The 26,729-nt window shown below is 39.7% G+C and carries 25 protein-coding genes; 11 read left to right on the forward strand and 14 right to left on the reverse strand.

Annotated features, from left to right (window positions below; all coding sequences use genetic code 11):
• Window positions 1–153 precede the first annotated feature (153 nt).
• On the forward strand, window positions 154–1,140 hold the full coding sequence (locus H5092_RS13995) for a hypothetical protein (protein WP_182733749.1): 987 nt from the start codon (window positions 154–156) through the stop codon (window positions 1,138–1,140).
• 87 nt (window positions 1,141–1,227) lie between these two features.
• On the opposite strand, the gene H5092_RS14000 is transcribed toward H5092_RS13995, so the two are convergent.
• The gene (locus H5092_RS14000) at window positions 1,228–2,853 is read right to left on the reverse strand and encodes an endonuclease (RefSeq protein ID WP_182724780.1); all 1,626 of its coding nucleotides are present in this window, start codon (window positions 2,851–2,853) and stop codon (window positions 1,228–1,230) included.
• 303 nt (window positions 2,854–3,156) lie between these two features.
• Between H5092_RS14000 and H5092_RS14005 the strand changes: the two genes are divergently transcribed.
• The 4 genes from H5092_RS14005 (at window position 3,157) to H5092_RS14020 (ending at window position 8,208) form a co-directional block, all read left to right on the forward strand.
• Window positions 3,157–4,971: an assimilatory sulfite reductase (NADPH) flavoprotein subunit gene (locus H5092_RS14005; protein ID WP_076926057.1), complete on the forward strand. Its 1,815-nt coding sequence runs from the start codon at window positions 3,157–3,159 to the stop codon at window positions 4,969–4,971.
• A gap of 61 nt (window positions 4,972–5,032) precedes the next feature.
• Entirely contained in the window at window positions 5,033–6,730 is a 1,698-nt protein-coding gene (gene cysI / locus H5092_RS14010; protein WP_182716060.1) for an assimilatory sulfite reductase (NADPH) hemoprotein subunit, read from the forward strand.
• A gap of 43 nt (window positions 6,731–6,773) precedes the next feature.
• Window positions 6,774–7,514, forward strand: a complete 741-nt coding sequence (locus tag H5092_RS14015; protein WP_002961106.1) for a phosphoadenylyl-sulfate reductase — start codon at window positions 6,774–6,776, stop codon at window positions 7,512–7,514.
• Between the two features lie 145 nt (window positions 7,515–7,659).
• On the forward strand, window positions 7,660–8,208 hold the full coding sequence (locus H5092_RS14020) for a DUF4124 domain-containing protein (RefSeq protein WP_182733750.1): 549 nt from the start codon (window positions 7,660–7,662) through the stop codon (window positions 8,206–8,208).
• Here H5092_RS14020 and H5092_RS20740 read toward each other — a convergent pair whose 3' ends face one another.
• The 4 genes from H5092_RS20740 to H5092_RS14035 form a co-directional block, all read right to left on the reverse strand.
• Window positions 8,209–8,463 (reverse strand): hypothetical protein, encoded by a 255-nt coding sequence (locus H5092_RS20740; RefSeq protein ID WP_259398392.1) that lies wholly within the window; start codon window positions 8,461–8,463, stop codon window positions 8,209–8,211.
• 120 nt (window positions 8,464–8,583) lie between these two features.
• On the reverse strand, window positions 8,584–11,328 hold the full coding sequence (gene acnA / locus H5092_RS14025; RefSeq protein ID WP_182733751.1) for an aconitate hydratase AcnA: 2,745 nt from the start codon (window positions 11,326–11,328) through the stop codon (window positions 8,584–8,586).
• A 205-nt stretch (window positions 11,329–11,533) separates the two neighbouring features.
• Window positions 11,534–11,962, reverse strand: coding sequence for a hypothetical protein (locus tag H5092_RS14030; RefSeq protein ID WP_182733752.1), 429 nt, complete (start codon window positions 11,960–11,962; stop codon window positions 11,534–11,536).
• 102 nt (window positions 11,963–12,064) lie between these two features.
• Window positions 12,065–12,448: an RNA-binding S4 domain-containing protein gene (locus tag H5092_RS14035; RefSeq protein WP_182733753.1), complete on the reverse strand. Its 384-nt coding sequence runs from the start codon at window positions 12,446–12,448 to the stop codon at window positions 12,065–12,067.
• Window positions 12,449–12,704: 256 nt separating this feature from the next.
• On the opposite strand from H5092_RS14035, the gene H5092_RS14040 reads away from it, so the two are divergent.
• Both H5092_RS14040 and H5092_RS14045 read left to right on the forward strand, forming a co-directional pair.
• Window positions 12,705–12,992, forward strand: a complete 288-nt coding sequence (locus H5092_RS14040; RefSeq protein ID WP_165728334.1) for a hypothetical protein — start codon at window positions 12,705–12,707, stop codon at window positions 12,990–12,992.
• Window positions 12,993–13,048: 56 nt separating this feature from the next.
• Complete coding sequence (locus tag H5092_RS14045; RefSeq protein WP_182733754.1) at window positions 13,049–13,711, forward strand: hypothetical protein; 663 nt, start codon at window positions 13,049–13,051, stop codon at window positions 13,709–13,711.
• 9 nt (window positions 13,712–13,720) lie between these two features.
• On the opposite strand, the gene H5092_RS14050 is transcribed toward H5092_RS14045, so the two are convergent.
• The 5 genes from H5092_RS14050 to glnA all read right to left on the reverse strand — a co-directional run bounded on the left by H5092_RS14050 (window position 13,721) and on the right by glnA (window position 18,803).
• Window positions 13,721–14,179 carry a cyclic nucleotide-binding domain-containing protein gene (locus tag H5092_RS14050; protein ID WP_002961116.1) on the reverse strand — a complete coding sequence of 153 codons (459 nt, stop codon included), beginning with the start codon at window positions 14,177–14,179 and terminating at the stop codon, window positions 13,721–13,723.
• Between the two features lie 29 nt (window positions 14,180–14,208).
• Window positions 14,209–15,594, reverse strand: a complete 1,386-nt coding sequence (gene ntrC / locus H5092_RS14055) for a nitrogen regulation protein NR(I) (RefSeq protein WP_002961117.1) — start codon at window positions 15,592–15,594, stop codon at window positions 14,209–14,211.
• A gap of 14 nt (window positions 15,595–15,608) precedes the next feature.
• Window positions 15,609–16,679, reverse strand: a complete 1,071-nt coding sequence (gene glnL / locus H5092_RS14060) for a nitrogen regulation protein NR(II) (RefSeq protein ID WP_002961118.1) — start codon at window positions 16,677–16,679, stop codon at window positions 15,609–15,611.
• Window positions 16,680–16,761: 82 nt separating this feature from the next.
• Window positions 16,762–17,283: a DUF4124 domain-containing protein gene (locus tag H5092_RS14065; protein ID WP_182671859.1), complete on the reverse strand. Its 522-nt coding sequence runs from the start codon at window positions 17,281–17,283 to the stop codon at window positions 16,762–16,764.
• A gap of 113 nt (window positions 17,284–17,396) precedes the next feature.
• Entirely contained in the window at window positions 17,397–18,803 is a 1,407-nt protein-coding gene (gene glnA, locus H5092_RS14070) for a glutamate--ammonia ligase (RefSeq protein ID WP_010554792.1), read from the reverse strand.
• A gap of 507 nt (window positions 18,804–19,310) precedes the next feature.
• Between glnA and typA the strand changes: the two genes are divergently transcribed.
• Together typA and H5092_RS14080 are read left to right on the forward strand one after the other, a co-directional pair.
• Complete coding sequence (gene typA / locus H5092_RS14075; RefSeq protein WP_002961123.1) at window positions 19,311–21,134, forward strand: translational GTPase TypA; 1,824 nt, start codon at window positions 19,311–19,313, stop codon at window positions 21,132–21,134.
• A gap of 214 nt (window positions 21,135–21,348) precedes the next feature.
• Entirely contained in the window at window positions 21,349–21,666 is a 318-nt protein-coding gene (locus H5092_RS14080) for a hypothetical protein (protein ID WP_182716056.1), read from the forward strand.
• A gap of 156 nt (window positions 21,667–21,822) precedes the next feature.
• Here the strand turns inward: H5092_RS14080 and H5092_RS14085 are convergent, their stop codons facing one another.
• The 3 genes from H5092_RS14085 to H5092_RS14095 all read right to left on the reverse strand — a co-directional run bounded on the left by H5092_RS14085 (window position 21,823) and on the right by H5092_RS14095 (window position 24,429).
• Window positions 21,823–22,551, reverse strand: a complete 729-nt coding sequence (locus H5092_RS14085; protein WP_182733755.1) for a CBM9 family sugar-binding protein — start codon at window positions 22,549–22,551, stop codon at window positions 21,823–21,825.
• Between the two features lie 67 nt (window positions 22,552–22,618).
• Window positions 22,619–23,698 carry an MBL fold metallo-hydrolase gene (locus H5092_RS14090; protein WP_182733756.1) on the reverse strand — a complete coding sequence of 360 codons (1,080 nt, stop codon included), beginning with the start codon at window positions 23,696–23,698 and terminating at the stop codon, window positions 22,619–22,621.
• A 74-nt stretch (window positions 23,699–23,772) separates the two neighbouring features.
• Window positions 23,773–24,429 (reverse strand): DUF2959 domain-containing protein, encoded by a 657-nt coding sequence (locus tag H5092_RS14095; RefSeq protein ID WP_182716053.1) that lies wholly within the window; start codon window positions 24,427–24,429, stop codon window positions 23,773–23,775.
• Window positions 24,430–24,516: 87 nt separating this feature from the next.
• Here H5092_RS14095 and H5092_RS14100 point away from each other — a divergent pair, with 87 nt between their 5' ends.
• Both H5092_RS14100 and dtd read left to right on the forward strand, forming a co-directional pair.
• Window positions 24,517–25,422 (forward strand): virulence factor BrkB family protein, encoded by a 906-nt coding sequence (locus H5092_RS14100; RefSeq protein ID WP_002961130.1) that lies wholly within the window; start codon window positions 24,517–24,519, stop codon window positions 25,420–25,422.
• A complete protein-coding gene (dtd, locus tag H5092_RS14105; RefSeq protein WP_024597209.1) occupies window positions 25,423–25,860 on the forward strand; it encodes a D-aminoacyl-tRNA deacylase in 438 nt (145 codons plus the stop codon).
• On the opposite strand, the gene H5092_RS14110 is transcribed toward dtd, so the two are convergent.
• Entirely contained in the window at window positions 25,849–26,562 is a 714-nt protein-coding gene (locus H5092_RS14110; protein ID WP_182733757.1) for a spermidine synthase, read from the reverse strand. The genes dtd and H5092_RS14110 overlap by 12 nt on opposite strands.
• Between the last annotated feature and the right edge of the window lie 167 nt (window positions 26,563–26,729).

Raw genomic sequence — 26,729 nt, forward strand, 5'->3', positions numbered from 1 at the left:
TGTTAATGGCAGGTTATTATCCTTTAGTCTTAGTGGCTGTGAAAGCCGTTTTATTTCAAGCTATTTGCTTGCAGGAGCCGTTAATATTGTTTTATTTGTGGTGGAATAATACTTCCGTTACTTTCTGATTGTTAATAACAATAAAGAATAGACATGCAACTCAACCCCCCTAAATCAATTGGTATTTTACTTGGTACGCTTTACGGCATATTTATGCGGCTGTTTATAGAGCTACTTGATACTTATAATTTAAGTAGCCTAGTCTCTATATCATTTATGTTTTTAGTGCCCGTTGCAATTGGTTATATTCGTGTTCACTTTGAATTTAAGAGCTCAAAAACATTAACTAAAAGGCAAATGGTCACGATTGCTTGGCAGCCTATTTTTGTTTTTTTATTTGTAAGTGTAATTACTTTACTTGAAGGCAGTATTTGTGTGGCTATGGCTTTGCCTGCTTTTATGTTTTTTGCCAGCATTGGTGGATTACTTGCGGGTTTTGTTAGAAAGCGTGAAATAAAAAAAGCGAATAGTTCTTTATTATCAATCGCGTTGTTACCTATATTGCTCTCACCTATTGAAGTTAATTTTTTAAATTTATCAAAAACATACGAAGTAACAAATTCAATAACTATTAACGCGCCCATCAATGTTGTGTGGCAACAGTTAGCTAATGTGAGTGATATAAAACCACAGGAAGTGCCTTTTTCACTCACTCAATTAATTGGTGTACCAAAACCATTAAAGGCAAGTATGAATGCAAGCGGTATAGGCGCTGTTCGCACAAGTACTTGGCAAAAAGGGGTTATATTTAAAGAAGTTATTACGGACTGGCAACCAAATAAACAGATGCTTTATAGATTTGACATAGACCCAGATGCTATTCCCGATGACGCACTCGATAAACACGTAAAACTTGGCGGTGAATACTTTTCTCCACTTTACGGTGGTTATCAGCTAAGTGAAGATAAAAGCGGCAATACAATTTTAACTTTAAAAACGACCGTGCAAGACAATACAAATTTTGGTATTTATTCACGAATATGGGGAGAGGTGATATTTCAAGATTTTCATCATTCACTTTTAACGTTGATGAAAAACAGAGCTGAAAAGTCACTTATCGCAACTGTTTCTTATAATTAGCTTAAAGCATTGTGTTTATAAAAATATTACACACTAAAGGTTAAAAGCCCCTGCAATTGCAAAGGCTTATGTTTTAACTGCTAACTTTTACCAAATCATTTCTACAAATTCAGGATGGTCGATATACGGGTTACGATTACCTTGAAATTCAAAGGCTGCTTGGTTACGGTCAAGTTCCATTTGGCTTACAGGATCGCTGTTATGCCAGTTAAGCAGCATGGCTACAACCCAGTTCTCGAATACTTGGTTGCTTGAACCATTAAGCACAGCATTACTTGAGGTCGTTTTGGTTTGCCAAGTGCCTATTACATTTTCGTAGCGCGTTGCCATGTAAAAATAAGCGCGAGCAAAGTCACCTTTAAATTCGTCAATTGGCTCAAACACAGTACCAGAGTAATTTAATGAACTTGCGGCAGAACCTAATTTACTTCCGTTGGTTGATGTAAATGAAGCGCTTGCTACTTCACCAAATGGGAAATTACTACGTTTTGAGTTTACATAACCGTCGGTTGCGTAAATATGATGCACATCTGAGTTCATTGGCTCAATAGTGCCGCCAAACCAGCTTTTAGGGAATGAATGCTCACGGTTGTAACAGCCGCCTTCTCCACTATAGTTACCACATTGATCGCTCACAGCAGTATAATTGTAGCTATCTGAACCGTTTGGTTTTTCGCTATACATATCTAAAATGCTGTTATCGTTTTCAAAGTATTTATCACGTGCAGATGAGTCGTAAAAATTCCAAATAGCCGAGTAACCCTGTGCATTATGATCTTTAATAATATTATAAAGCTCAGTTTTTAGTGTATAACCTGATAACCCTTGAGCAGTAACATAGTAGCCTGTGGGTGTTGGATTAGTCCCGCCGCCATCACCAGAGCCACCGCCTAAAGTAAATGCTGTGCTGTCTGTATTATTAAAACTTGCACCGCTAGCAAGTGTGGTAGAGCCTTGCTTAAGCGCATAACTGCCACTACCTGTTGAACAACACATACCATCGCCGTAACTGTCGCTAATAACAAGTGTGTAAGTACCATCAGTTAGGCATATTTGCTCATCATACTGAGTGTTTGATGCGTAACCACTGCCGTTAGCAACAGCGCTACCTTGATTATTATTAACGGCCCAGCTAGTTTCGCTACCGTAATTATCGGTGTTAAGCGTTAAAGTAAGGCTATTGTCGGTGCAACTTGTTGATGCGTTGCCATCAGTATTTGGTAAAAAGTTATCTACGTATACGGTTTCGCTGCCATCAAATCCACTTACATCATAAAACCTAAGCCCTACGCTAATTGTTTTATCACTGCTTGCTGTATAGCTATGGCTAACTGTTTGCCATTGGTTAGTTTGTGCTTGATTTGAATAGCTTTGATAACCATCTACATACAAGCGAGCTTTAATTTTACCTTCGGTGTGGTAAACATCAGCCGAAAAGTTATAGGTTTTACCCGCTTCTACAGCAACTTGTTGTAGTAAATCAGTGTTACTTTGCGATCCTGTAGTTACATTGACAGCAGCAGAGCTACTACCGCTTTTAACTGTACTAGTTGAGCGCGTTAAGCTGATTCCGCTATCAATAGTGCTCCAAGAGCTAGGTGTATTACCTGACCATTGTTCAAATCCGCCATTAGCTACATTGGCCATTACAGGTAATGAGCCAAGTAACAAAGCGGTACTAAGTAGTTTATTTTTATATTTCCCGTGTAACATAGTTGTTCCTATTTTTATTTTGAATGAAGAATATACCCTACATTAGTTAGGTTACAAAATTGTTAATTTAAAGTGCAGTAAAAAGCAATAATAAGTCTTTAATCTGTTTTTGAAGGTATTTTTATAAATTAATAACTAAATGGAATATCAAAGCAGATTCTATTCTTTTTTTATCTATGCTTAGCCCGTTATCCTGCATACTTAGAAAACCTCAACAGATACACTCTGGATGAGGTAAAACTCATTTTTAACAATACACAAAGTGTGTTGTGTTTAATTTTCAGGGTTATGGGGAATCGATTCATGTTGTTAGGTCAACTAAATGCTGCGGCAAGCCCGCTATCGCAAGATCAAGTACAAAAGCTGCAAGGTTTAGTGGCTGAGCTTAATCCAATTCAACAAGCATGGGTAAGTGGTTACTTAGCCGCAAATGCTAACTCAGCTGCATTAGGTGCTCCTACTGCTGGCGTACCGGCTGCAGGAGATGCTGCAGCGCTAACTATTTTATATGGTTCGCAAACGGGTAACGCAAAAGGCGTAGCAAGCAAAATGAAAGAGCAGGCTGAGTCGCGCGGCTTAGCGGTTAAATTGGTTAGCATGTCAGATTACAAACCAACAGCCCTGAAAAAAGAAAAGTTTTTAACCATCGTTGTATCTACTTACGGTGAAGGTGAGCCACCAGAAGACGCAGAAACACTCTATGAATTTTTAGCAACTAAAAAAGCACCAAAACTAGACGATGTAAAAATAGCCGTTATTGGTTTAGGTGATTCTAGCTATGAGTTTTTCTGCCAAACAGCAAAAGACTTTGAAGAGCGTTTAAATAAACTAGGTGCACAGACCATATATCAACGTGCTGATTTAGATGTAGATTATGAAGAAGAAGCTGCAACATGGATTGCGGGCGCAATTGACGCATTCGAACCTGATTTAAAAGCGCAACAAGAGGCCGCTGGTGGTCAAGTTGTATCAATGCCATTTGGCGCTCCAACCTCTGCAGCAAGCCAATATACAAAACAAAATCCATTTGAAGCAGAGCTATTAACTGTTCAAAAAATTACCGGTCGCGACTCAACTAAAGATGTACGCCATGTTGAAATTTCGCTTGAAGGTTCTGACATTACTTACACGCCTGGTGATTCATTAGGTGTGTACTTTTTAAATGACGATGTATTAGTTGATGAAGTACTTACACTTACTCAAATTGATGCAACAAGCATTGTAAAAGTAGGTGATGAAGAGCTAAGCGTACGCGATGCACTTATTGAAAAACTAGAGCTGACTCAGTCATACCCTGGTTTTGTAGAAAAATATGCAACTGCTACGGGCACGCCAGAGCTACTTAAACTAGTTGAAGATAAAACTGCAATGCGCGCATACATTGAGCCTCGTCAAATATATGATGTGATTCGCCAAAATCCAGCAAAAATTGATGCGCAAACATTAGTAGATTGCCTACGTAAACTACAAGCTCGTTTGTACTCAATTGCATCTAGCCAAGCTGAGGTTGAAGACGAAGTACACTTAACACTAGGTCTAGTGCAGTTTGATGCATTTGATAGCGAGCATTTAGGTGGCTGTACTGGTTACTTAACTCGTCGTGCAGAAGAAGGTTGTAAAGTTAAAGTATTTAGCGAACACAACGACAATTTCCGCCTACCAACTAACGATGATACACCGGTGATTATGGTTGGTCCTGGTACGGGTATAGCGCCGTTCCGTGCATTTTTACAAGAGCGTGATTCGCGTGAAGCACAAGGCAAAAACTGGTTGTTCTTTGGTAACCCACATTTCACTCAAGACTTTTTATACCAAGTAGAAATACAGGGTTATTTAAAATCGGGTTTACTTAACAAAGTAGATGTTGCATTTAGCCGTGACCAAGCAGAAAAAGTATACGTACAAGACAAATTACGCAGTAACAGTAAAGACGTGTTTGAGTGGTTAGAAGCCGGCGCTCACTTTTATATTTGTGGCGATGCAAATCGTATGGCAAAAGATGTACACAACGCCTTGCTTGATATCGTTAAAGAAAACACAGGTAAGAGTAACGAAGACGCAGAGCAATACTTAAAAGATTTGCGTAGCGCAAACCGCTATCAGAAAGACGTGTATTAATCACGTTTCTTATTTTATTTAACAGCTAGCAGCCGTCACTGTAACAAATTTAGGATTTAAAATGAGCGAACAAGATAAAAACGTAAAACTTTCTGATAACGAACGTTTGAAAAGAGAAAGTAACTTTTTACGTGGCACCATAGAGCAAGATTTAAAAGACGAAATTACCGGTGGTTTTACTGCCGATAATTTTCAGTTAATACGTTTTCATGGCATGTACCAACAAGATGACCGCGATATACGTGGTGAGCGTGCTAAGCAAAAGCTAGAGCCGCTACATAATGTAATGTTACGTGCACGTATGCCTGGCGGTATTATTAAGCCAGAGCAGTGGTTAGCAATTGATAAGTTTGCTGATGAAAAAACAAGCTACGGCAGCATTCGTCTAACTACGCGTCAAACGTTTCAGTTTCATGGTGTATTAAAGCCGAATATTAAAGGCATGCACCAAATGCTTAACAGCGTAGGTATAGACTCTATTGCAACTGCGGGCGATGTTAACCGTAACGTGCTTTGTACTACTAACCCTGTTGAGTCTGAGTTACACCAAGAAGCTTACGACTGGGCTGCAAAAATTTCTGAACATTTATTACCAAAAACGAAAGCGTATGCTGAAATTTGGCTAAATGGCGAAAAGGCAGAAACCACAGAAGAGCCAATTTTAGGATCTAACTACTTACCGCGTAAATTTAAAACAACGGTAACCATTCCGCCTAATAACGAAGTTGATGTGCATGCGAATGACTTAAACTTTGTGGCAATTGCTGATAACGGAAAGCTTGTTGGCTTTAACGTACTTGTTGGTGGTGGCCTTGCCATGACTCACGGTGATACGGCTACGTATCCGCGTAAGGCTGATGACTTTGGCTTTATTACGCTCGAAGATACCTTAAAAATTGCAGAGCATGTTGTATCTGTGCAGCGCGATTGGGGTAATCGTTCAAACCGTAAAAATGCAAAAACTAAATACACACTAGACCGTGTAGGTGTTGATGTATTTAAAGCAGAAGTAGAAAAACGCTCAGGCGTTACGTTTGCACCAAGCCGTCCGTTTGAGTTTACTCATCGTGGCGACCGCATTGGTTGGGTTGAAGGCATTGATGGTAAGCACCACTTAACGCTATTTATTCAAAGTGGTCGTATTTTAGACTACCCAGGCAAGCCGCTTAAAACAGGTTGTCGTAAAATCGCAGAAGTTCACCAAGGTGACATGCGTATGACGGCAAACCAAAACTTAATTATTGCTGGCGTACCTGCAGATCAAAAAGCCGTGATTGAAGAAATTGCACGTAGCCATGGCCTGATTGACGACAAAGATTCGCAGCAGCGTAAAAATTCTATGGCGTGTGTTTCACTGCCAACGTGCCCACTTGCAATGGCCGAAGCAGAGCGTTACTTACCAAGCCTAGTAGAAAAAACTGAAGCATTACTTGCTAAGCACGGTATACCAGATGACAGCATTATTATGCGCGTTGTAGGTTGCCCTAACGGTTGTGGCCGCGCAATGCTTGCAGAAGCTGGTTTAGTGGGTAAAGGGCCAGGTAAGTACAACGTTTACCTAGGTGGTAATTTAGAAGGCACACGTATTCCTAAATTGTACCTTGAGAACGTAGGCGAAGACGTTTACCTAGAAGCATTCGATAAGCTCATTGGGCAATGGGCAAAAGAGCGTAACGAAGGTGAGTGTTTTGGTGACTTTGTTATACGCAAAGGCATAGTTGCTGAAGTAAAAGTATCAGTAACCGATTTTCACGCTTAATTAAATACCAGCGCCAAAGCGCTGGTGAGGTTTGGAATTTACCATGAGTGAATTTAAAAACATTTTACAGCTAGATAAACAAAGCCAAGCGGCTATGTTAGCTGATGCTAATGGTTTGCTAGCGAATATGAGCGCAGAACAGCGTGTTGCATGGGCGCTTGATAACTTGCCTAATACGGCTTTTTTATCATCTAGCTTTGGTATTCAAGCGGCAGTAATGCTGCATTTAATGACCTCACAACGTCCAGATATTCCCGTTGTATTAACCGATACAGGCTATCTATTTCCTGAAACGTATCAGTTTATTGAACAAATGAGTGAGCGTTTATCACTAAACTTAAAGGTGTATAGAGCGCAGCTAAGCCCAGCATGGCAAGAAGCTAAGTTTGGTAAGTTGTGGGAGCAAGGCGAGGACGGCATTAAGCAATATAACCAGCTTAATAAAGTTGAGCCGATGACCCGCGCACTTAAAGAGATAGAAGCGGGCACGTGGTTTAGTGGTTTGCGTCGCGATCAATCATCTACACGTGCTGATAAACAGTTTGTAGAAATAAGCCGTGGTACCGTTAAAGTGTACCCGATTATTGAATGGTCTAACCGCGACGTGTATCAGTACCTGACTAAGCATGATTTACCTTACCACCCATTATGGGAACAAGGTTATGTGTCGATGGGGGACGTACATACAACACGTAAGTTAGAACCAGGAATGACAGAGGAAGAAACTCGCTTTTTTGGTTTAAACCGAGAATGTGGACTACACATGGATGGTGACGGCATTTAACGTCACTACGATGTAGTTAAATCGCAAATAAAAACGCAGCTTCGGCTGCGTTTTTATTTTCTTTTATTCGGGTACAAAAAATTGCCTAATTAAGTATTTTTTATTAGACTCAAGACATTAAAGGATTAATTAAAGCAGGAACGCTATGAAATACTTTACCTACTTAGCTATATCAATCATGGCTATTGCAGTCATCTCTTTGTTTTATTTAAAAAAGCCCGATGGTCAAACATGGCTTTCTGCATCATCAATTAGCAGTGAATCTGGGCAAATTAAAGAAAGAATGGTCGCGCTATCTAGCAATACTTTGGACCAAGCAGTGCTGGGTGTTAAGCAAGCTGGCGATAAAATTGCGAGCAGTATTTCTGATGAACCAATTGCTACAAATGCTACCTCAAGTGGTAAAATTTTTAAGTGGCAAGACGAAACAGGCCAATGGCACTTTTCTGATACACCTAACCCACATGCAAAAAGTATTGAAGTAAAACTCGATCCTAAAGATATTACTGTTATTGCTGCAGAAGACACGTCTATTTTAAATACCTCTTCAACTCCAAACACAATGTCGGCTGCACCAGAGGGGATCAGTATTTTGAACCCAGATTCGGTTAAAAAGCTATTTAATGACGCCGAAAATGTAAAAGACAACCTAGAAAAACGTAATAAAGAAATTAATAATTTAAGTGCACTTTAATTATTTAGAGTGAGTGCTTTTATGGTTTTTTAAATAACGTTTTTCGGCTTCCATCAATAATACTGTTAAATATATTTTAGTGGGAAGCGACAGCAGCACGCCTACAGCAATGCATGCCGCCGCTATAATTATTCCTTTAATACCATGCTTGACAGTAAAGTAGTTCGATACAAGTAACGTATGGCCAGTCACGATAAGGCACAACCCAAGCAATATTGATGTTTTAAGCAGCCTAATTATCATTGTTTGCGACATAGTTACCTCAGTAGGCACGCTTTAAATGCTTAGCATTGATTTAAGACAACAAACAGCAAATATAAAAAAGCCCAGCTTATTACTAAACTGGGCTTTTAGATGTATTAACTACTGTCTTTGTTAGTCGAGCATATTACGCAGTACATATTGTAAAATGCCGCCGTGTTTGTAGTAATCCCACTCTTTAGGGGTATCAATACGTACATCAGCACTCAAGGTTACTTTTTTACCTTCGGCATTTGTGGCAATAACGGTAACTTCATCGGTTTTATCGTACAGGCCATCAATATCGAATTGTTCTTGCCCTGTTAACCCGTGTGACTCGTAGCTTTCACCTTCTTTAAATTGCAGCGGTAATACACCCATACCAATTAAGTTAGAGCGATGAATACGTTCGTAGCTTTGTGCTACAACGGCTTTAACGCCTAATAAAAGTGAGCCTTTAGCAGCCCAGTCACGAGATGAACCCGTGCCATATTCTTTGCCCGCTAAAATAATGAGTGGAGTATTATTTTTTTGATACTCCATTGCTGCATCATAAATGCTCTCTAGCGTATCGCTGGGTTGAGTACGTGTTACTCCGCCTTCAGTACCAGGAGCTAGTAAGTTTTTAAGACGCACATTAGCGAACGTTCCACGCATCATTACTTCGTGATTACCACGGCGTGAGCCGTACGAGTTAAATTGCGCTTTATCTACACCTTTCTCTTGCAAGTATAAACCTGCTGGCGCTTCTGCTTTAATAGCACCCGCTGGAGAAATATGGTCAGTGGTTACTGAATCTCCAAGTTTAGCTAAACAACGTGCACCTTCAATAGAAGGAATGCCCGGTGGTTCTACTTTCATACCATCAAAAAAGGGTGCTTTTTTAATGTAGGTAGATGCATCATCCCAATCGTAAAGTTTGCCATCCGGTATTTTAATTTGCTGCCAACGGCTATCGCCTTCGTAAACGTTAGCGTAGCTTTTTTCAAACATTTCTTTAGTTACGGTTTCTTTAACTAAGTCACTTACTTCTTTAACGCTTGGCCAAATGTTTTTAAGGTAAATATCGTTACCGTTAGCATCTTGAGCAAGGGGTTCGTTGTATACGTCAATATCGGTTCTACCTGCAATGGCATAAGCTACGACAAGCGGAGGAGAGGCTAAAAAGTTCATTTTAACATCTTGGTGAATACGCCCTTCAAAGTTACGGTTACCCGATAAAATAGAGCTCACTACTAATTTATGTTTTTGAATCGCGTCTGATATTTCAGTTGCAAGTGGCCCTGAATTACCAATACACGTAGTACAGCCGTAGCCAACTAAGTTAAAGCCTAGGCTTTCTAGGTCATCCATCAGGCCTGCTTTTTCTAGGTAGTCGGTAACTACTTTTGAGCCTGGAGCAAGTGATGTTTTAACCCAAGGTTTTACATTAATGCCTAACTGTTTCGCTTTTTTAGCAACCAAACCAGCAGCTAAAATAACACTTGGATTAGAGGTGTTAGTACAGCTGGTAATTGCGGCAATAACACAAGCGCCATCGTTTAGCTCAAACTCTTGGCCTTTAAATTTAACCTTAGCGGCACCCATAAACTGCGCTTCGTTAACTGGCTCATCTGGATTTGTTGTCGGCCCTTCACTCTCAATACGAGCTTGTTCTTCATTGCTTTTATCACGACGAGCCATACGTTCGTCTTGGAAGCCTTTTAAATGATCGCCAATAACTTTGCCAGCTTCGTTTAAGGCAATTCTATCTTGTGGGCGTTTAGGGCCTGCAAGGCTTGGTACAACGTCATCTAATTTAAGCTCAAGTGTATCGGTATAATTAGCTTCGTCGCCATCGTTACGCCATAAGCCTTGATGCTTAGCGTAATCTTCAATTACTTTTAAGTGTTTTTCGTCGCGGTTTGTTAAGCGAAGGTAGTTAATGGTCTCATCATCAATTGGGAAAATACCACACGTAGCGCCGTATTCTGGTGCCATATTGGCTATGGTTGCTCTATCGGCAAGTGGTAGGTCGGCAAGGCCGTCACCATAAAATTCTACAAATTTACCCACTACGCCATGATTACGCAGTATTTCGGTTACTGTTAACACTAAATCGGTTGCGGTAGTACCTTCAGGTAAACGTCCGCTTAGCTTCATACCTACTACTTGTGGAATGAGTAAGCTAATTGGCTGACCAAGCATGGCTGCTTCAGCTTCAATGCCGCCTACACCCCAACCAAGCACACCTAAGCCATTAATCATGGTGGTGTGAGAGTCAGTCCCTACAAGCGTATCTGGGTAAGCGAATTTTTTGCCGTCGCGCTCTTCATTAAAAACAACGCGCGCTAAGTATTCTAGGTTTACTTGGTGAACAATACCGGTTGCTGGAGGCACTACTTTTAAATTATCAAAAGCAGTTTGTCCCCAACGTAAAAATTCGTAACGTTCTTTATTTCGGTCGTACTCAAGTTTTGCATTTAAATCAAATGCACCATCATTTCCGTAGCCATCTACTTGTACCGAATGATCAATCACAAGTTCAGCAGGCGATAACGGGTTTATTTTTGCAGGATCTCCACCTAGCTTTTCCATTGCATCACGCATCGCGGCTAAATCTACAATAGCGGGTACGCCGGTAAAATCTTGCATAACAACACGGGCGGGAGTAAAGGCAACTTCAGATGCAGGCTTTGCTTGAGGATCCCAATTAAGAAGGGCTTGAATGTCTTGTTCTTTTATATTTACGCCATCTTCGTTACGAAGAAGGTTTTCAAGTAGTACTTTTAAGGAAAAGGGCAATCGTTTCGCTTTGTCGCCAAGTCCTTTTAGAGAATGAATATGATATTGCTCACCATTTATTGTGAGCTGATGTTGGGTATCGAAACTATTATTCATTATTTGCCCCTTTATGAATTATAAAAATGTTTTGAAGAGTGACCTCTGTAGTGTTCGAGTTGCAAAGTACATACCAGTGTAAAAAATCGCGTTTAGAGAACGAATTTTATACAGTTATTATAGTAGAGATGATGCTGAAAAATTTAATTTCAAGAGATGATTTAAAAGAAGAGATAGGGTCAAAAGTTATTTCGACCCTTATTAATTACTGTAACCAGCCTTGTTGCTTACCTTTAATGCTCAAACAAAGTAAAGCGATGGCAATAATGATTACAAAAATAGGCATAAATACCGCACTTGCGCCAAGTAGCTCAATACTATTTATGACCACAAAATTATAATATTGCTGAATTAAAATAGCGCCGAGCGATAGCGCAAAAGTAGGTGTTGCCAGCGCGTTTTTAGCAAGTAAAAACAGACAACCCAAAGTACTTCCAAATACAGCTACAGCAAATGCAATGGTTGACCAAAGAGGGATGTCAGAGTAGGCAGCTTGTTGATCTAACGGAAGTTTACCTATCATTTCGGGTGTCATCATCATGTGCATAGCAAATGCAATAACGCCAAGTAAGTTCCATACGAGTGCCGCCCATACCGCGGGTTTAAACCAGGTGGCTGGTGTGTTTTGTGACATATTATTACCTTGTTTTTATTATTATTAGCTAGGTAATTAAAGAGCAAAAAGGCCAACTATACAAGGTGGCCTTTTTATATAAAAAGAGGGTTTTTTAAATGCTTAACCAAATGAAATAGGACGACGACCTGTTTTATCGTCAACTTTAGGCTTTTTAGTGCGCTTGCGCTTAGTTTTAGCTGGCTGATTTGTTGGTTGTGGTGCAGCTTGCTTTGATTCTGCTTGAGGTTGTGCCGCAGGTTTTTCTGCAGGAACTGCATCTTCACTTAACGCAAGTTGAAAAAACTCACCATCGAATTCTAGTACATCGCCACTGTATAATTTTTTCCGCTTTATTGTACAAATTTCATGGTTAACACCCACATAGCCTTCAGTGATTAGGTTTTTAGCTTGGCCGCCACCTTCAACTAAGTTTAATACTTTTAATAATTTACAAAGCTCAATCGGCTCTTCTTCTAACTCTATTTCTATATATTCTTCGTTCATATTTGCTCTCGGTGGGGTAACGCACAGGCTTTAGTATAAAGGCTTACAGCGACTTTTGCACCAAAGCAAGTAACTTTAGATAGCTGTAATACACAATTAGTTATGAAAGTTTTTAGGTATTTTATCTGTCTTTAAAAAAACTGAAGCAATTAAAAGTTAAGCTTCGTTGCAATATTTTTTACGTATGGCTCGCTAATTGCTAAAACTCTGGCGGATTAATCAATGTGTAATGAATACATATAAAACGGAGTAGAAAATGGGCGTAAGATTAGCAATGAAAAAAGAGCTAATGGGCTTAGATAATTCAGATATGTTGACCGCAGATGATGTTAGGTCACACCTTACTAATCAAGTAAAAGAGCAAAAGGAAAATGCTGAACGTGGTTTTTCTGTGATTTCAAAATTTAACGATCACCATAGTCGCTTAGTGAGTGGCGATATGAAAAAAAAATCGGTACTTGAATTTCAACGCCATCGTTTATTTAAAGAAGTTTTATACACCCGTAAAAGTGTTGATGCGTGGTTAAATAGCCAAATTAGCTGATTTGCTATTTATCGAATTTCAATTAGACTACACTTGTAATCTAATTGGGGTTGATGATGAAAAATATACTCTTAGTGTGCTTGGCCTTTTTATTAGGTGCATGTCAGCAACCCACTGTGTATGTTTATACACAAGCATTGAGCGCAAATCAAAAGCAGCAGCTAGAAGCTAAACTGGCTGCTCAAACTCTACCTTATAAATACCAAAATATTGCAGTACCAAAAGCATATAAAAATGCGACGTTAATTGTCTCTTATAACGACTTTGATAGCGGGCAGTTAGAGCACTTAACACTAATAATGCAAAGCATGGGATTTGAACCTGACATTATTTACAGCAAAGCAGAGAATCATCACTACACTAATGGAAATATAGGTTTTTATTTACGTTCAGCTTTACAAAGCACCGAGCTAAGTATGCCAAATATTATGCTTACAACGGGTTGCTTAAACGATAAATATAACAATATGCGCGTTTCATTTGACGGAAAAAAGGCGCAATTTACATTACCAAGTGGTGCTAAAGTGATGTTGGATTGGGAGCTTATTGAACCGTACTTAGTTATTTATTATCAAAATACATCGCAATCGTACACGCATACTACGCCTAAAATAAGCACACCCTTTGGTCAAAAACCGTCAGATACTTTTATTTACAATGCACATTTAAATAAACCAGCTTGGCTTAACTGCTCATTACAAATTGTTTATATGGATTGAGTGATAAAATTAACCGTGAGTTTCTATATGCTCGCTGAGCTTTGCAATACGCAAGCTCATACCTTCTATAATTCGGTCTTTAATTTTTTCACGTATTACATTAGGTAAGCGGGTGAGTGCTTCAGGGGTAATGGCAAGTACTATGGTGTCGGTTTTAGCGCGAGCACTGGTACTGCGCTCTCGGTTATTTATAAAGGCACCTTCACCTATAAATTCACCGGGCTCTATAGTGCCAAGTTCTAGTAAATGGTTATGCTTAAATACTAATAATGCGCCGCTAAGTACAATGTACAAGCGCTTGTCGTTATCGTATTGCTTAAATAAAAATTGATGCTGACTTACTAAATATAACAGGCCGAACGACTCCAATAAGACTTGGCGCTCGCTGAGCGTAAATTCTTTAAAAAAGTGCAGCCTGTTTATAATTTCCATTTGTTTGAATAATGGAATATGTTCGATTAGCTTCATCAATAACCAAATGTGTTAAAAGCGTTTAATCAGCTAATATTGCGCTCTTTTAATTTTCGGGTCAACGTGTTGCGTCCCCAACCAATTTTTATAGCAGCATCTTGTTTATGACCAGAGCAATTAGCCAGGGCTGTTTTTATTAAGCGAGTTTCTAGTTGAGCTTGAATGTCAGGCCAAATATTTTCTTTGCCTTTTTTTAGCTCTTGATTAAGCCATTGTTGAAACGCATCTAACCAATCACCTTCTTCTTGGGTCGGTGAAGCATCCAGAATCTCCGGCGGTAAGTCTTGCTCGCTTACAAGCTCACCCGGTGCCATAACTGTTAGCCAGCGACACGTGTTTTCTAATTGGCGTACATTACCTGGCCAATTAAATAAACGTAGTTGCTCAGTCGCTTTAGGGCTCAGTACTTTACTTTCTACTTGTAGCTCTTTAGCGCTTTTATGTAAAAAGTGTTGCGATAAGCTTTCTATATCTTCAGTACGCTCTCGAAGAGCGGGTAAACGTAGGCGCACAACATTAAGACGATGAAATAAATCATCCCTAAACTTGCCTTGTTTAACTAAATCTTCAAGGTTTTGGTGCGTAGCTGCAATAATGCGTACGTCCACTTTTATACTTTGATGGCCACCAACGCGATAAAACTCACCATCGGCAAGAACGCGTAATAAACGTGTTTGCACATCAAGTGGCATATCACCAATTTCATCTAAAAATAGTGTACCGCCATTGGCTTGCTCAAAGCGGCCTTTACGTACGCTATCGGCGCCCGTAAACGCGCCTTTTTCGTGGCCAAATAACTCTGACTCAACAAGCTCTTTTGGAATGGCCGCCATGTTAAGTGCAATAAATTGATTTTCTTTACGTGGGCTATGGTTGTGCAGGGCGCTGGCGACAAGTTCTTTACCTGTGCCAGATTCACCATTTATTAATACGCTCATGCTTGAGGCCGATAGTTTACCTATCGCTCTAAACACTTCTTGCATAGCGGGTGCTTCACCAATAATGTGGGCACTTTTTGGTGGAGCTTGCTTTCGCTTAGTTTTTTTAGTGGAGTTTGCTCTGCATGCGCTCTCGACTAGCGCCACTGCTTCGTTTAAATCAAACGGCTTAGCTAGGTATTCAAAAGCACCTTTTTGAAATGCATTAACTGCAGAGTCCAAATCTGAGTGGGCAGTCATTATAATAACTGGCAGCCCAGGGTTTTGCTCTGCTATAAGCTCAAGCAACGCCATGCCATCCATACCAGGCATTCGTACGTCCGAAACTAAAACAGTAGGTTGACTAAACTTTAATGCGCTTAATACATCTTGCGCATTAGCAAAGCTTTCTGCGTTAAACCCTGCACGGGTTAGTGCTTTTTCAAGTACAAATCGAATAGAAGCATCATCATCTACAAGCCAAACTGTTTTCATGCAAACTCCAAACATTAATCTGCAAAGGGCAGATAGATATTAAATTCAGTATGTCCAGGCCAGCTATCACATTCTATATAGCCATCATGTTGATCTATCAGCGTTTGCGCTATTGAGAGTCCTAACCCTGAGCCATCTTCTTTATTGGTGATCATAGGGTAGAACAGTGTTTCACGTACACTGGGATCAATACCTGGTCCGTTATCAGATATTTGGATCAACAAGGCTTTTTTAGGTGCTTTACCTGGGCGACGATGCTGATGATTAATGCGGGTTTTTATTGTTATTTCACCGCCATCTACAAGCGCCTGCTGAGCATTTCGAACAATGTTTAATACTACTTGCTGAATTTTACCTTGATCAATGTATACATCAGGAATGCTTGGGTCGTAATCCTTAACCAAGCTAATGTTAGAACAATTATCTAACGTACTTAGTCGTGCAACTGATTCAAGTGATTGATGTATATTGCCATACGATTTTTGCGGAAGCTGATTTGGCCCTAAAAGCCTATCTACTAATTCGCGTAATCGGTCAGCTTGCTCAATGATAAGTTCAGCACATTGGTCTCTTTCTTGTTGATCAACCTCATACTGCAATAACTGCGCCGCTCCGCGAATTCCACCTAAAGGATTTTTAATTTCGTGAGCTAAGCCTCTTATTAGATTTCGGGCTGCTTGGTATTGATGCATTTGATTAGATGCTTGGTCGTGCTTAATTTCGTCATCGGTTTGGCGCCACTCAAATAAAATATAAAGTGAGCCATCAAACTTAATTTGTCGTGTACTTACGGCTACTTTTGCATGGCGAGAATCGCTAAAAACCACGTCAGCTCTGTGCTGCTGGCAATCTACACCTTCAACTAATGAGTATTGTTCTATACGCTGCAAATCGATTGAATGGTAATTAAAAAGACTATCGAAAGGCTGATCTAATAGGCGCTTGTTACCAAGGCCAAGCAGTTCGCTAGTACTGGTATTGGCATAGACAACGGTGAAGTTTTTATCAAGCAACATGATAGCGGTTGTTTGATTTTGCCAAATAGCATCGAGTAGCTCAGGGCTAAAGTTTTTATTATTAATCATATTTGCACCATTTTAGTGCGTAAATATTTACAAGCAAGTTATATAGTAAAATACACTGCTGCACGTTTAGTAATGCCCCAATTTAGTTACTTAGGTTTAGCCCTTTTCGGTGCATAAAAAATATGCAGGGCTCACTTATAGCAATAACTTGGTTTTTACTATTAAAAAGCTTTAATTGTAGTGTGTGCTCACCACGTTCTACATCTCTTATTGCAAAGGTTGAACTGTCACTGGCTGGGCCATGTGCTTTGCCATCAATAAAAAGTTGTATAGTAAAACCAGTTTCAAAGCGTGGTTTTATTCGGCTAGTAACATAAACAGTGCCGGTATTTTCACGAATAGTCTGGTTATGATCAGGTGAGGAAATGGCAATACTAAAGGCCGCTTGTTGGGGCTGGGGTTGCTCGTCAAAAATGTCAGTATTTGTTGCAGGCATATTAAGATCTTGGCTGGTAAGCTTTACCTCTTTAGCACCTTTATGAGGGGTGTCAGAGAACACTAATACGCCATTTTTATCTTTCCAAGCGTATATCTTTGTTTCACCAGCGTAACCATAATTGCTTAATCCTAAAGCAATTAATAGTAATAAAATCTTGTTGTTCACTCTGCAGCCCTGCATTTTTGTCGGTAACTTAACTTTAGTGGAGATTGATTAATTTTACCATTAAAAAAGCCCGCAAAGCGGGCTTGAGAACACACATATTTTATACAGCTAAATTAACAGCTGTAGTACATTTCAAACTCAACTGGGTGAGTTGTCATGTTAAGCTTTTCAACTTCTTTAGATTTAAGTTCGATGTAAGCATCGATTAAGTCGTCAGTGAATACACCACCTTGAGTTAAGAATTCACGGTCTGCGCTAAGTGCAGATAGTGCTTCGTCAAGTGATGCTGCAACAGTTGGAATTTCTGCTGCTTCTTCAGCTGGTAAGTCGTATAAATCTTTATCCATAGCATCGCCAGGGTGGATCTTGTTTTTGATACCATCAAGGCCAGCCATAAGCATTGCTGAGAAAGCAAGGTATGGGTTAGCTGTTGGATCCGGGAAGCGTACTTCAATACGACGACCTTTTTCAGATGGAACCACTGGGATACGGATTGATGCAGAGCGGTTACGTGCAGAGTATGCAAGCATAACTGGTGCTTCAAAACCTGGTACTAAACGTTTGTACGAGTTAGTAGATGCGTTTGCAAAAGCGTTAATTGCTTTAGCATGCTTAATGATACCGCCAATGTAGTAAAGTGCATCTTCAGAAAGACCGCCGTACTTATCGCCAGCAAAAAGGTTAACACCGTCTTTAGCTAAAGACTGGTGACAATGCATACCAGAACCGTTATCACCAACAACTGGCTTAGGCATAAACGTTGCTGTTTTACCATATAAGTGAGCCATGTTATGGATAACATATTTCATTTCTTGGATTTCATCCGCTTTTAATACCATTGTATTAAAGCGAGTAGCGATTTCGTTTTGACCTGCTGTTGCTACTTCGTGGTGATGTGCTTCTACTACTTGGCCCATTTCTTCTAGAACTAGACACGTAGCTGAACGCCAATCTTGGAAGTCATCAACAGGAGCAACTGGGAAGTAACCGCCTTTAACACCTGGACGGTGACCAGTGTTGCCATCTGCATATTCTTTATCTGAGTTCCAAGCAGCTTGCTTAGAATCAATTTTATACATAGAACCAGACATATCTGATTTGTATTTAACATCGTCAAATACGAAGAACTCTGGCTCAGGGCCAAATAAAACAGTGTCTGCAATACCTGTAGAGCGCATGTAATCTTCAGCGCGCTTAGCAACAGAACGCGGGTCGCGCTCATAACCTTGTAATGTAGAAGGCTCTACTACGTCACAACGTAAAATTAATGTAGCTTCTTCAGTGAAAGGGTCTAGTTTGATTGACTCAGGAACTGGCATTAATACCATGTCTGATTCGTTTATGCCTTTCCAGCCTGCAATTGAAGAGCCGTCGAACATTTTACCGTCTTCAAAAAAGTCTTCATCAACTTGGTGATGAGGAATAGAAACATGCTGTTCTTTACCCTTAGTGTCAGTAAAGCGTAAATCAATGAACTTAACGTCATTTTCTTTAATAAAATCTAAAACCGATTGTGACATGTGTCCTCCAACTATTGGGTTTTGTTATTGCTGCATAATTGCTTTGGGATTTACTAAGCTGATTTTGTGCCATTTTTATAACTAGCTGTTTATAAATTAAAAAAATATCGTTGCATCAAAATGGAATGTACAAACGCACTATGTTGGTGCGTAAATTTTCCTTTTTGGTGCAAAATTTACAGGGCACAATTTGCTGCTAATTTAATCGCTCGGAAATAGCATAACCTAAATGCAAAAGAGTACCAAAAAGATCAGCAAAATAGCCAAAAAGGCTGTTTTTCAAAAAAAAATTGAAATTTAATTCATATAATTGTCATATATAAAACAGATACTTAGTAAAAGTATTGAGAAAGTTTTGAAATTTATATTGGATAAACTTTCATCCATGTCATTAATGAGGGATAATATGCGCCCTTTTAAATCCTATGCTGGGACATCTCGCGAAAGCGTGGATGAGTGCGTAGATCTTGCAGGATCAATGAGAATTTAATTTCTCTGAGTAAATATATGAGCATCGAACAGTTAAGAAATATAGCGATTATCGCGCACGTTGACCATGGTAAAACAACACTGGTTGACAAACTACTTGAGCAATCAGGTACATTAGAAACACGCGGCGGTAACGAAGAGCGCGTGATGGACTCAAACGACATTGAGAAAGAACGTGGTATTACCATTTTGGCTAAAAACACAGCCATTTCTTGGAATGACTACCATATCAATATCGTAGATACCCCGGGACACGCCGATTTCGGTGGTGAAGTTGAACGCGTACTTTCGATGGCTGACTCAGTATTATTACTTGTTGATGCTCAAGAAGGTCCAATGCCGCAAACGCGTTTCGTTACGCAAAAAGCATTCGCGCAAGGCTTAAAGCCAATCGTCGTTATCAATAAAATTGATAAGCCAGGCGCTCGTCCAGATTGGGTTATGGATCAAATCTTTGATTTATTCGACAACCTTGGCGCGACTGACGAACAGTTAGACTTTAAAGTAATCTACGCTTCAGCAATCAACGGTTGGGCAACACTAGATTTAGACGAACCATCAGACAACATGGAACCTATGTTCAAGATGATCGTTGAAGAAGTATCACCACCGGATGCAGATCCTGAAGGTGACTTCCAAATGCAAATTTCTCAACTAGATTACAACTCTTATGTTGGTGTAGTTGGTATTGGTCGTATTAAACGTGGTTCTGTTGCTCCTAACCAACAAGTTACTATTATCAGTGCTGATGGCACTACACGTAATGGTAAAATTGGTGCAGTACAAAGCTACCTAGGTCTTGAGCGTATCGAAACTGATAGAGCTTACGCTGGTAACATCGTAACTGTAACAGGTATTGGTGAGCTTAAGATTTCTGATACAGTTTGTTTCCCAGGAAACGTTGAAGCATTACCACCACTAAGTGTTGATGAGCCAACTGTAACAATGACATTCTCTGTAAATAACTCACCTTTCTGTGGTAAAGAAGGTAAGTTTGTAACGTCACGTAATATCCGTGAGCGTTTAGACAAAGAATTAGTACACAACGTAGCACTTCGCGTTGAAGATACTGCAAGCCCAGATAGCTTCCGTGTTTCTGGTCGTGGTGAATTACACCTAGGTATCTTAATCGAAAACATGCGTCGTGAAGGTTACGAGCTTTCAGTTTCTCGTCCAGAAGTTATCTTACGTACTGTAGATGGCGTTCTAGAAGAACCGTTTGAAACAGTGACTATTGACTGTCAAGAAGAGCATCAAGGTTCTGTTATGGAACAAGTTGGCCTACGTAAAGGTGAACTTACTAACATGACTCCAGATGGCAAAGGCCGTATGCGTTTAGACTTCATGATCCCAAGCCGTGGTTTAATTGGTTTCCAAACTGATTTCATGACGCTTACTTCGGGTTCTGGTCTTATGTACCATACGTTCGATCATTATGGTCCTCATAAAGGTGGCGCTATCGGCGTTCGTAAGAACGGCGTAATGATTGCAAACGCAACTGGTAAAGCACTTACTAACGCATTATTTAACTTACAAGAGCGCGGCCGTTTATTTATCGGTCACGGTGTTGAAGTATACGAAGGTATGGTTATCGGTATTCATAACCGTGATAACGACCTTACAGTTAACGCCCTTAAAGGTAAGCAGTTAACTAACGTACGTGCATCTGGTACTGATGAAGCGCAAACACTTTCTCCGCACCTTAACTACTCACTTGAGCAAGCGCTTGAGTTCATCGATGATGACGAGCTAGTTGAAGTTACTCCACTAAACATTCGTATCCGTAAGAAACACCTTACAGAAAACGAACGTAAACGTGCGGGTCGTGCACCTAAGTCATAATCTATTAATTTAGAATAATGATTTTAAAAGCCGCTGTATTGAAAAACACAGCGGCTTTTTTGTGAATAATAGTTAGCGAGAAAAGAGCTGTAAGCTCTCAGGTTAGAAGAACATCGCGGTTGGTTCGATACCGTTAAACAGTTTTTAATATTGAACCTAAAAAAGGTATTAAGTTATTATCAAAGCTATATTTAATATGTGCGAGTAAGCTAGTGTGAATACCGAAAATGAAATGAAGGCAAAACTAGAGATAGAACATATTGCTGAACTGCAAAAATATAAAGATGAATTTGAAACGTTAGGAAAAAATGATTGGGGCTTGAAAGATCTCATATCAATTTTTTTACCGTTTGTTTTGTTATCAATTGCTAATAGCTTCTATGATATTGAAACTGAATTATTTCAAATAATATGTTTTATTTTTCTTGCTTCAGCTATGGTGCAGGGAATGATTAGGGAGCAAACCAAAAAAACAAATCGCAGAATTGATTTGCTTCTTAAAATTATTAAACATGAGCAAAAGGGTGGCTGAAATTAGCTTTATATTAGGGCGCAGCGCTCTTTGTCTAAGCAAAAACGTGCTTGAGAATTAAATAATCGATATTGCAAAGTCTATGTTTTTGTTGGTAGGATATTTTTCGTTGGGTTTCGCTTCGCTCAACCCAACCTACTTATTGGTGTTGGGGGCTTACTTTTTAGGGAGTAGGGTTATTTTGCCAAATACGTCGGCATCTATAAAACCACGATTTCTGTCGCCATTTACCGGCTGTACTTCGTGTGAGCCCATAAAATGCTCGCGCACCTCACTGCCATCGTTATCGCAATACGCTAACATAAAGCCGATTACTTGCTTTTCGCTAAGTGTAAGTGGGGTGTTTTTAGCACCTTCTTTATAATCATTAGGGTAGATCTTTATCGCTACTTCCCAGGTGATGTTAAAAGGCGCGGTGGTATTGCGCTTCCAGTTACTAACTAGGTGGTCGGTATACAAATGGGCTTTTTTATCAGGTCCGTAATCGGCAGCTTGGTTATCAAGGCCAATATGGTACGCCAATGCGGTGTGATTAAACTGATGATTACCGCCCGATGCATCGCTATCAATAAATACTTCAAGCGCATCGTCATCCCAATATTTATAGGTTGGATCTGCGTGTGTATCTATTAGAACATCATCCACAATATCGGCTTGTAGGTATAAATAGTTTTGATCCCACAATAAACGATAACGCCCTTTAAAGTCGGCATCGTTTGATGGCAGTGTGCCATCCATTAGATAAGGCATGTCGTGCCAAGCGGCTTTATCCCATACGCTTTCTGATACGCCATCAATAGTAATTGGAGTTGATGTATGTTCAACATCAATAGCCATTGATGGCGTGCTTAATAAAAAGCTTAAGGCGAGTGCTAATTTCTTCATTAATCTCTCAATTTTATTGTCGATTCGTCTTAATGTAATAACAATCTTAAAACAGCTAAGTAAATAGTTACAGTGAAATACTTTCGCCTTCGTTTAAAATATACAGCGGTACTTTTGAATCCATTTTATTGTACATATGCAATAAGCGCAGCAGGGCTGAATGACTGCTGTGGTCGCCCATTTTCCAACTTGAGTTACCGTATCCCCACGGTATCATTACTTTGCAGTTAAGCTCTTGTGCTGCGTTGAGCGCGTCTTCTGGTGTGGTGTGAACGTAACGATAAAATTTACCACTTTCTTTACTGTAGTAAGAAGCGATTGGGATTAAGCATACATCTATATCGCCATATTTTTGCTGTATGTCTTTAAAATGTTTTGAGTAGCCTGTATCGCCTGCAAAAAATAAGGTGCTACCGTTTTGTTCAAGCAGCCAGCCATTCCATAAGTCTTTATTGTTATCTTCGTAAATAAAGGGCACTAATACGCGAGCGCTAAAATGATGAGCTGGCACGGCGTTAATAACTAAGTCGTCAATGTTGGTTGTTGAGTACCACGGCATTTCGCTAATGTTAAAACCGCCGGTAGGGAAGTTGTCGGCCATACCGAGTGGTGTTAAATAGCGAGGTTTATTGCCAATGCTTTGTATGTCGGCTTTATTAAAATGATCGTAATGAATATGCGAATACATTACCGCATCAATATTTTCGAGTTCTTGCTCACTAGGCCAAGCGCCTGCTTTACGATAAGTGCCACCGCTGAGTTTAAAGCCAAGTGCGACTGGAGAATCAAACTGATTTTTTACCGGATCAAACAGCACACTTTGACCATTTGGTGTGTTAATTACAAAACTAGCGTGGCCAAGCCAGCGCACAGTATAGCCAGTGCTAAGTTGTGGTTTAGTTTGCTGGCCTTGGTACTGGCAGTTTTCGCTGCCGGTTTTGCATAGTAAGTCTGGGTGAGCTGGGTAGCAGTTTTCAGTACAGGTAGTGGGATATGTTTTTTCACCTGTGTATAAATTTTTATAACGGCCGTTCTTATCATTAATAACAACAACTGAGTCAGAGCTGGTAATACGATTAATATTATTAGGTGCACCGCAGGCCGTTAATATACATAAGAGAATTGTTGCGATTAAAAAGCGTTTCATTGTAAATCCCTTTTAGTATTCCCTTTAACATAAAAAAGCCTGCAGCTAAGCAGGCTTTTTAAAGTAACAAATGATTAGCCAGCGCTATTCATTTGTTCAATAAATTTATTTGAATCGGCAATCGATTTGTTCATGTCGTTCATCAACAATTGAATATCGCGCTTAAGGTTAGTGAATTCACCTTTAATAGCCGATACCGCTTGTGCATTTAAGTTATGCTTTAAGTATAAAACGTTATCATGAAGCGAGGTTAATACTGGCTCCATTTTACTCTCTGCGCTGCGCATTGAGCGTAATAGCTGATCAAATTGACGCTTAGTCGCGGTTAGCTTTTTGCTGCTTTCACGCTTAAGTGACGCGCTTTTGTATTGCTCTAACTCATCGCTCCACTCATCAAACAGAGCTTCTGCCACGTCTTCTACTTTGTTGATGTTAGTTGATACTTCGTTAGCGGCATTTAAGCTCGACTCGTAATCGTCGTTTAATTGATTGTAAGTGTCTTGTAGTTCGCCACCATTAAAATCGATTAGAGTAGTTAAGCGCTCTAGTGCCGATTTAAATTCTTCTTGTGACTCTTGTTGCGAGTCTTTGGTTTCTTCTACGCGGTCAATAAGAATATCGCGTTTGTGAACACCCACTTTTTCCATCGCAGAATAATAAGCTGATTGGCAGCCAGTTAAAGTAAGTGCTACGACAAGCATTGAAACACTGAGTAATGTTTGTTTTTTCATTTGAATTCCTGTTTACGAGCGTTAGTGCTGTAAATTATGGCGCTGATTGTTATTATAATCAAAACTATATAAGCACAAGTCAATTGTATGAATGATAAGCTCTCACATTACAAACAGCAAGTTAAGTCCTTTATACGCCAGCAGCCTGGTTGGTGGATGCAGTATTTTAATCGGTGTATAGACGATCAAATAACGGTTAATGCAGGTTACCTTGCTTACGTAACCCTTCTTTCTTTAGTGCCTTTAATTGCGGTGGGTGTTGCTATATTTTCAGCTTTTCCGGGCTTTGAATCTACTCGCATGGAAATTGAGAGCTTTTTGTTTACCAACTTTGTCCCTACCTCTACCGATGTTATTAGAGAGCACATTAGCTCCTTTGCCGGTAACGCTAATCAAATGACGGCGGTAGGTATTGGCTTTTTAGCTGCAATAGCCTTGCTGTTAATACGTAATGTAGATGCCACACTAAATCGAATTTGGCGAATTAAGAAAAAACGCCCAATGATGATCTCATTTGCTGTGTACTGGATGGTTTTGAGCTTAGGGCCTGTATTACTCGGAGCGAGTATTGGTGTTACCTCTTATATTGTATCTTTGGTATCGTTTGCTGATCAGGGTATTCCTGGGTTTAGCGGGTTTTTGTTAAAGTTATTGCCGTATGGGATTTCGATGGTGGGCTTTATTATGCTCTACACCTTAGTGCCTAATACGCGTGTATCGTTCAGAGCGGCAATACCTGGCGCTTTTTTTGCGGCACTTTTATTTGAGCTGACTAAAAAAGGGTTTGCACTTTATATTAGCCATTTTCCTTCGTACGAAGTTATTTACGGCGCAGTAGCAACCATTCCTATTTTGTTTGTATGGGTGTATTTATCGTGGGTCGTTGTTTTGCTTGGCGCTGAATTTACTGCGTGTATTAGCCCAAATGATATTCCAGAAACACCAGAACTTGAACTAGAAGATGATGAACCAGCAGTAAAGGACACAGTTTAAATGCAAGGTTTAATACAGCGCGTAAAGCATGCCAAAGTAGAAATTAACAACCAAGTAGTAGGCGAAATTAGCCAAGGTATATTGTTGTTGCTGGGCGTTGAAAAGCACGACGATACGCAAACAGCCGATAAGCTTTTACACAAGGTAAGTAATTATCGTATTTTTACTGACGAAAACGACAAAATGAACTTAAGCCTTAAAGATATTAAAGGTGAGTTACTGGTGGTTTCGCAATTTACGCTAGCGGCTGATACTAAAAAGGGTATGCGCCCTAGCTTTTCATCTGCGGCAACGCCAAGCCAAGCTAATGAGCTTTACGAGTACTTTGTTGCTCAAGCTAAAGAGTTGGGGCTTACAATAGCCACAGGTGAGTTTGGTGCCGATATGCAAGTAAGCTTGTGTAACGATGGGCCCGTTACGTTTAACTTATCTGTTTAAGTTTTTCGTTACCACGACAATATGATTTACATAGCCCGTAATTTTTTGCGGGCTAACATTACAACCAAATACATCGAGTAATAGCTGCTGAAGTTGCTTTAATTGCGACTCATGCTGCGATAAAAAGTTAATAAATAGCACACCATTGTTATTTAAAGCCGAGTAAATTTTTTTATAAAATGCCTCTTCAAATAAAAATCGAGGTGCATCTATCTGGCTAAACAAATCTAAAATAATCCAATCAATATTTTGCGCACTTTTTAAAATCTGTTGCGCATCGGCGCAAAGCAGTTGCTCATTTTTATTTGACGAAAAAAATTGGGTATAGCAATCAATAATATCGGCGTTTTTTTCAACCGATGTTATTTGTGCTTTAGGGTATTTGTGTTGTAAATAATTACGAATTGCTCCGCCGCCGAGGCCGAGTTCTAACACTTTTTGTGGCGGCTTAAGAGCCTGCCAATGCTTACCTAGGCATAATAAATGTGGAAAAAGTAATAAATCCGGGTTATTTAAATCAATAACAGACTGAAGAGTGTCGTTAATCAGTAACCAGCGTAACTGCTCGTGCTCACGTACTTGAATGTGATCGCCACTGCATTTATGCCAATATATTAACTGACCAACGCTGTGGCTATTTTCAATAAATTGATCGTCCAGCAAACCCGTCAGTGAATTTATATAATTGATTTTTTCCATCATATTCTCAGCATAAACTAGCAACGTTAAAGCGCAATGGCCTTTGCCATTATTTTTTACGTTATTTTACAGCCATCACCAAAGTCGTATTTGCAGTTTTTTTAAGTTGGAGTATGGTATTTGCCATAAATAATACCAACGGACTTAATTATTTAAGCTTTTTAGTTTGG

It is taken from the genome of Pseudoalteromonas sp. SR41-7 (assembly GCF_014163935.1).
GTDB classification, from domain to species: domain Bacteria; phylum Pseudomonadota; class Gammaproteobacteria; order Enterobacterales; family Alteromonadaceae; genus Pseudoalteromonas; species Pseudoalteromonas distincta.

Bases quoted from the DNA above. Each gene is read 5' to 3' on its own strand.
- H5092_RS20740 (WP_259398392.1), bottom strand. From the start codon at position 8,463: ATGTCGCAAACAATGATAATTAGGCTGCTTAAAACATCAATATTGCTT.
- H5092_RS14050 (WP_002961116.1), bottom strand. From the start codon at position 14,179: ATGAAGCTAATCGAACATATTCCATTATTCAAACAAATGGAAATTATA.
- H5092_RS14090 (WP_182733756.1), bottom strand. From the start codon at position 23,698: ATGAAACGCTTTTTAATCGCAACAATTCTCTTATGTATATTAACGGCC.
- H5092_RS14045 (WP_182733754.1), top strand. From the start codon at position 13,049: ATGAAAAATATACTCTTAGTGTGCTTGGCCTTTTTATTAGGTGCATGT.
- glnL (WP_002961118.1), bottom strand. From the start codon at position 16,679: ATGATTAATAATAAAAACTTTAGCCCTGAGCTACTCGATGCTATTTGG.
- glnA (WP_010554792.1), bottom strand. From the start codon at position 18,803: ATGTCACAATCGGTTTTAGATTTTATTAAAGAAAATGACGTTAAGTTC.
- H5092_RS13995 (WP_182733749.1), top strand. From the start codon at position 154: ATGCAACTCAACCCCCCTAAATCAATTGGTATTTTACTTGGTACGCTT.
- H5092_RS14095 (WP_182716053.1), bottom strand. From the start codon at position 24,429: ATGAAAAAACAAACATTACTCAGTGTTTCAATGCTTGTCGTAGCACTT.
- H5092_RS14030 (WP_182733752.1), bottom strand. From the start codon at position 11,962: ATGTCACAAAACACACCAGCCACCTGGTTTAAACCCGCGGTATGGGCG.
- typA (WP_002961123.1), top strand. From the start codon at position 19,311: ATGAGCATCGAACAGTTAAGAAATATAGCGATTATCGCGCACGTTGAC.
- H5092_RS14085 (WP_182733755.1), bottom strand. From the start codon at position 22,551: ATGAAGAAATTAGCACTCGCCTTAAGCTTTTTATTAAGCACGCCATCA.
- H5092_RS14020 (WP_182733750.1), top strand. From the start codon at position 7,660: ATGAAATACTTTACCTACTTAGCTATATCAATCATGGCTATTGCAGTC.
- dtd (WP_024597209.1), top strand. From the start codon at position 25,423: ATGCAAGGTTTAATACAGCGCGTAAAGCATGCCAAAGTAGAAATTAAC.
- H5092_RS14110 (WP_182733757.1), bottom strand. From the start codon at position 26,562: ATGATGGAAAAAATCAATTATATAAATTCACTGACGGGTTTGCTGGAC.
- H5092_RS14035 (WP_182733753.1), bottom strand. From the start codon at position 12,448: ATGAACGAAGAATATATAGAAATAGAGTTAGAAGAAGAGCCGATTGAG.
- H5092_RS14100 (WP_002961130.1), top strand. From the start codon at position 24,517: ATGAATGATAAGCTCTCACATTACAAACAGCAAGTTAAGTCCTTTATA.
- H5092_RS14040 (WP_165728334.1), top strand. From the start codon at position 12,705: ATGGGCGTAAGATTAGCAATGAAAAAAGAGCTAATGGGCTTAGATAAT.
- H5092_RS14000 (WP_182724780.1), bottom strand. From the start codon at position 2,853: ATGTTACACGGGAAATATAAAAATAAACTACTTAGTACCGCTTTGTTA.
- ntrC (WP_002961117.1), bottom strand. From the start codon at position 15,594: ATGAAAACAGTTTGGCTTGTAGATGATGATGCTTCTATTCGATTTGTA.
- H5092_RS14005 (WP_076926057.1), top strand. From the start codon at position 3,157: ATGTTGTTAGGTCAACTAAATGCTGCGGCAAGCCCGCTATCGCAAGAT.
- H5092_RS14015 (WP_002961106.1), top strand. From the start codon at position 6,774: ATGAGTGAATTTAAAAACATTTTACAGCTAGATAAACAAAGCCAAGCG.
- cysI (WP_182716060.1), top strand. From the start codon at position 5,033: ATGAGCGAACAAGATAAAAACGTAAAACTTTCTGATAACGAACGTTTG.
- acnA (WP_182733751.1), bottom strand. From the start codon at position 11,328: ATGAATAATAGTTTCGATACCCAACATCAGCTCACAATAAATGGTGAG.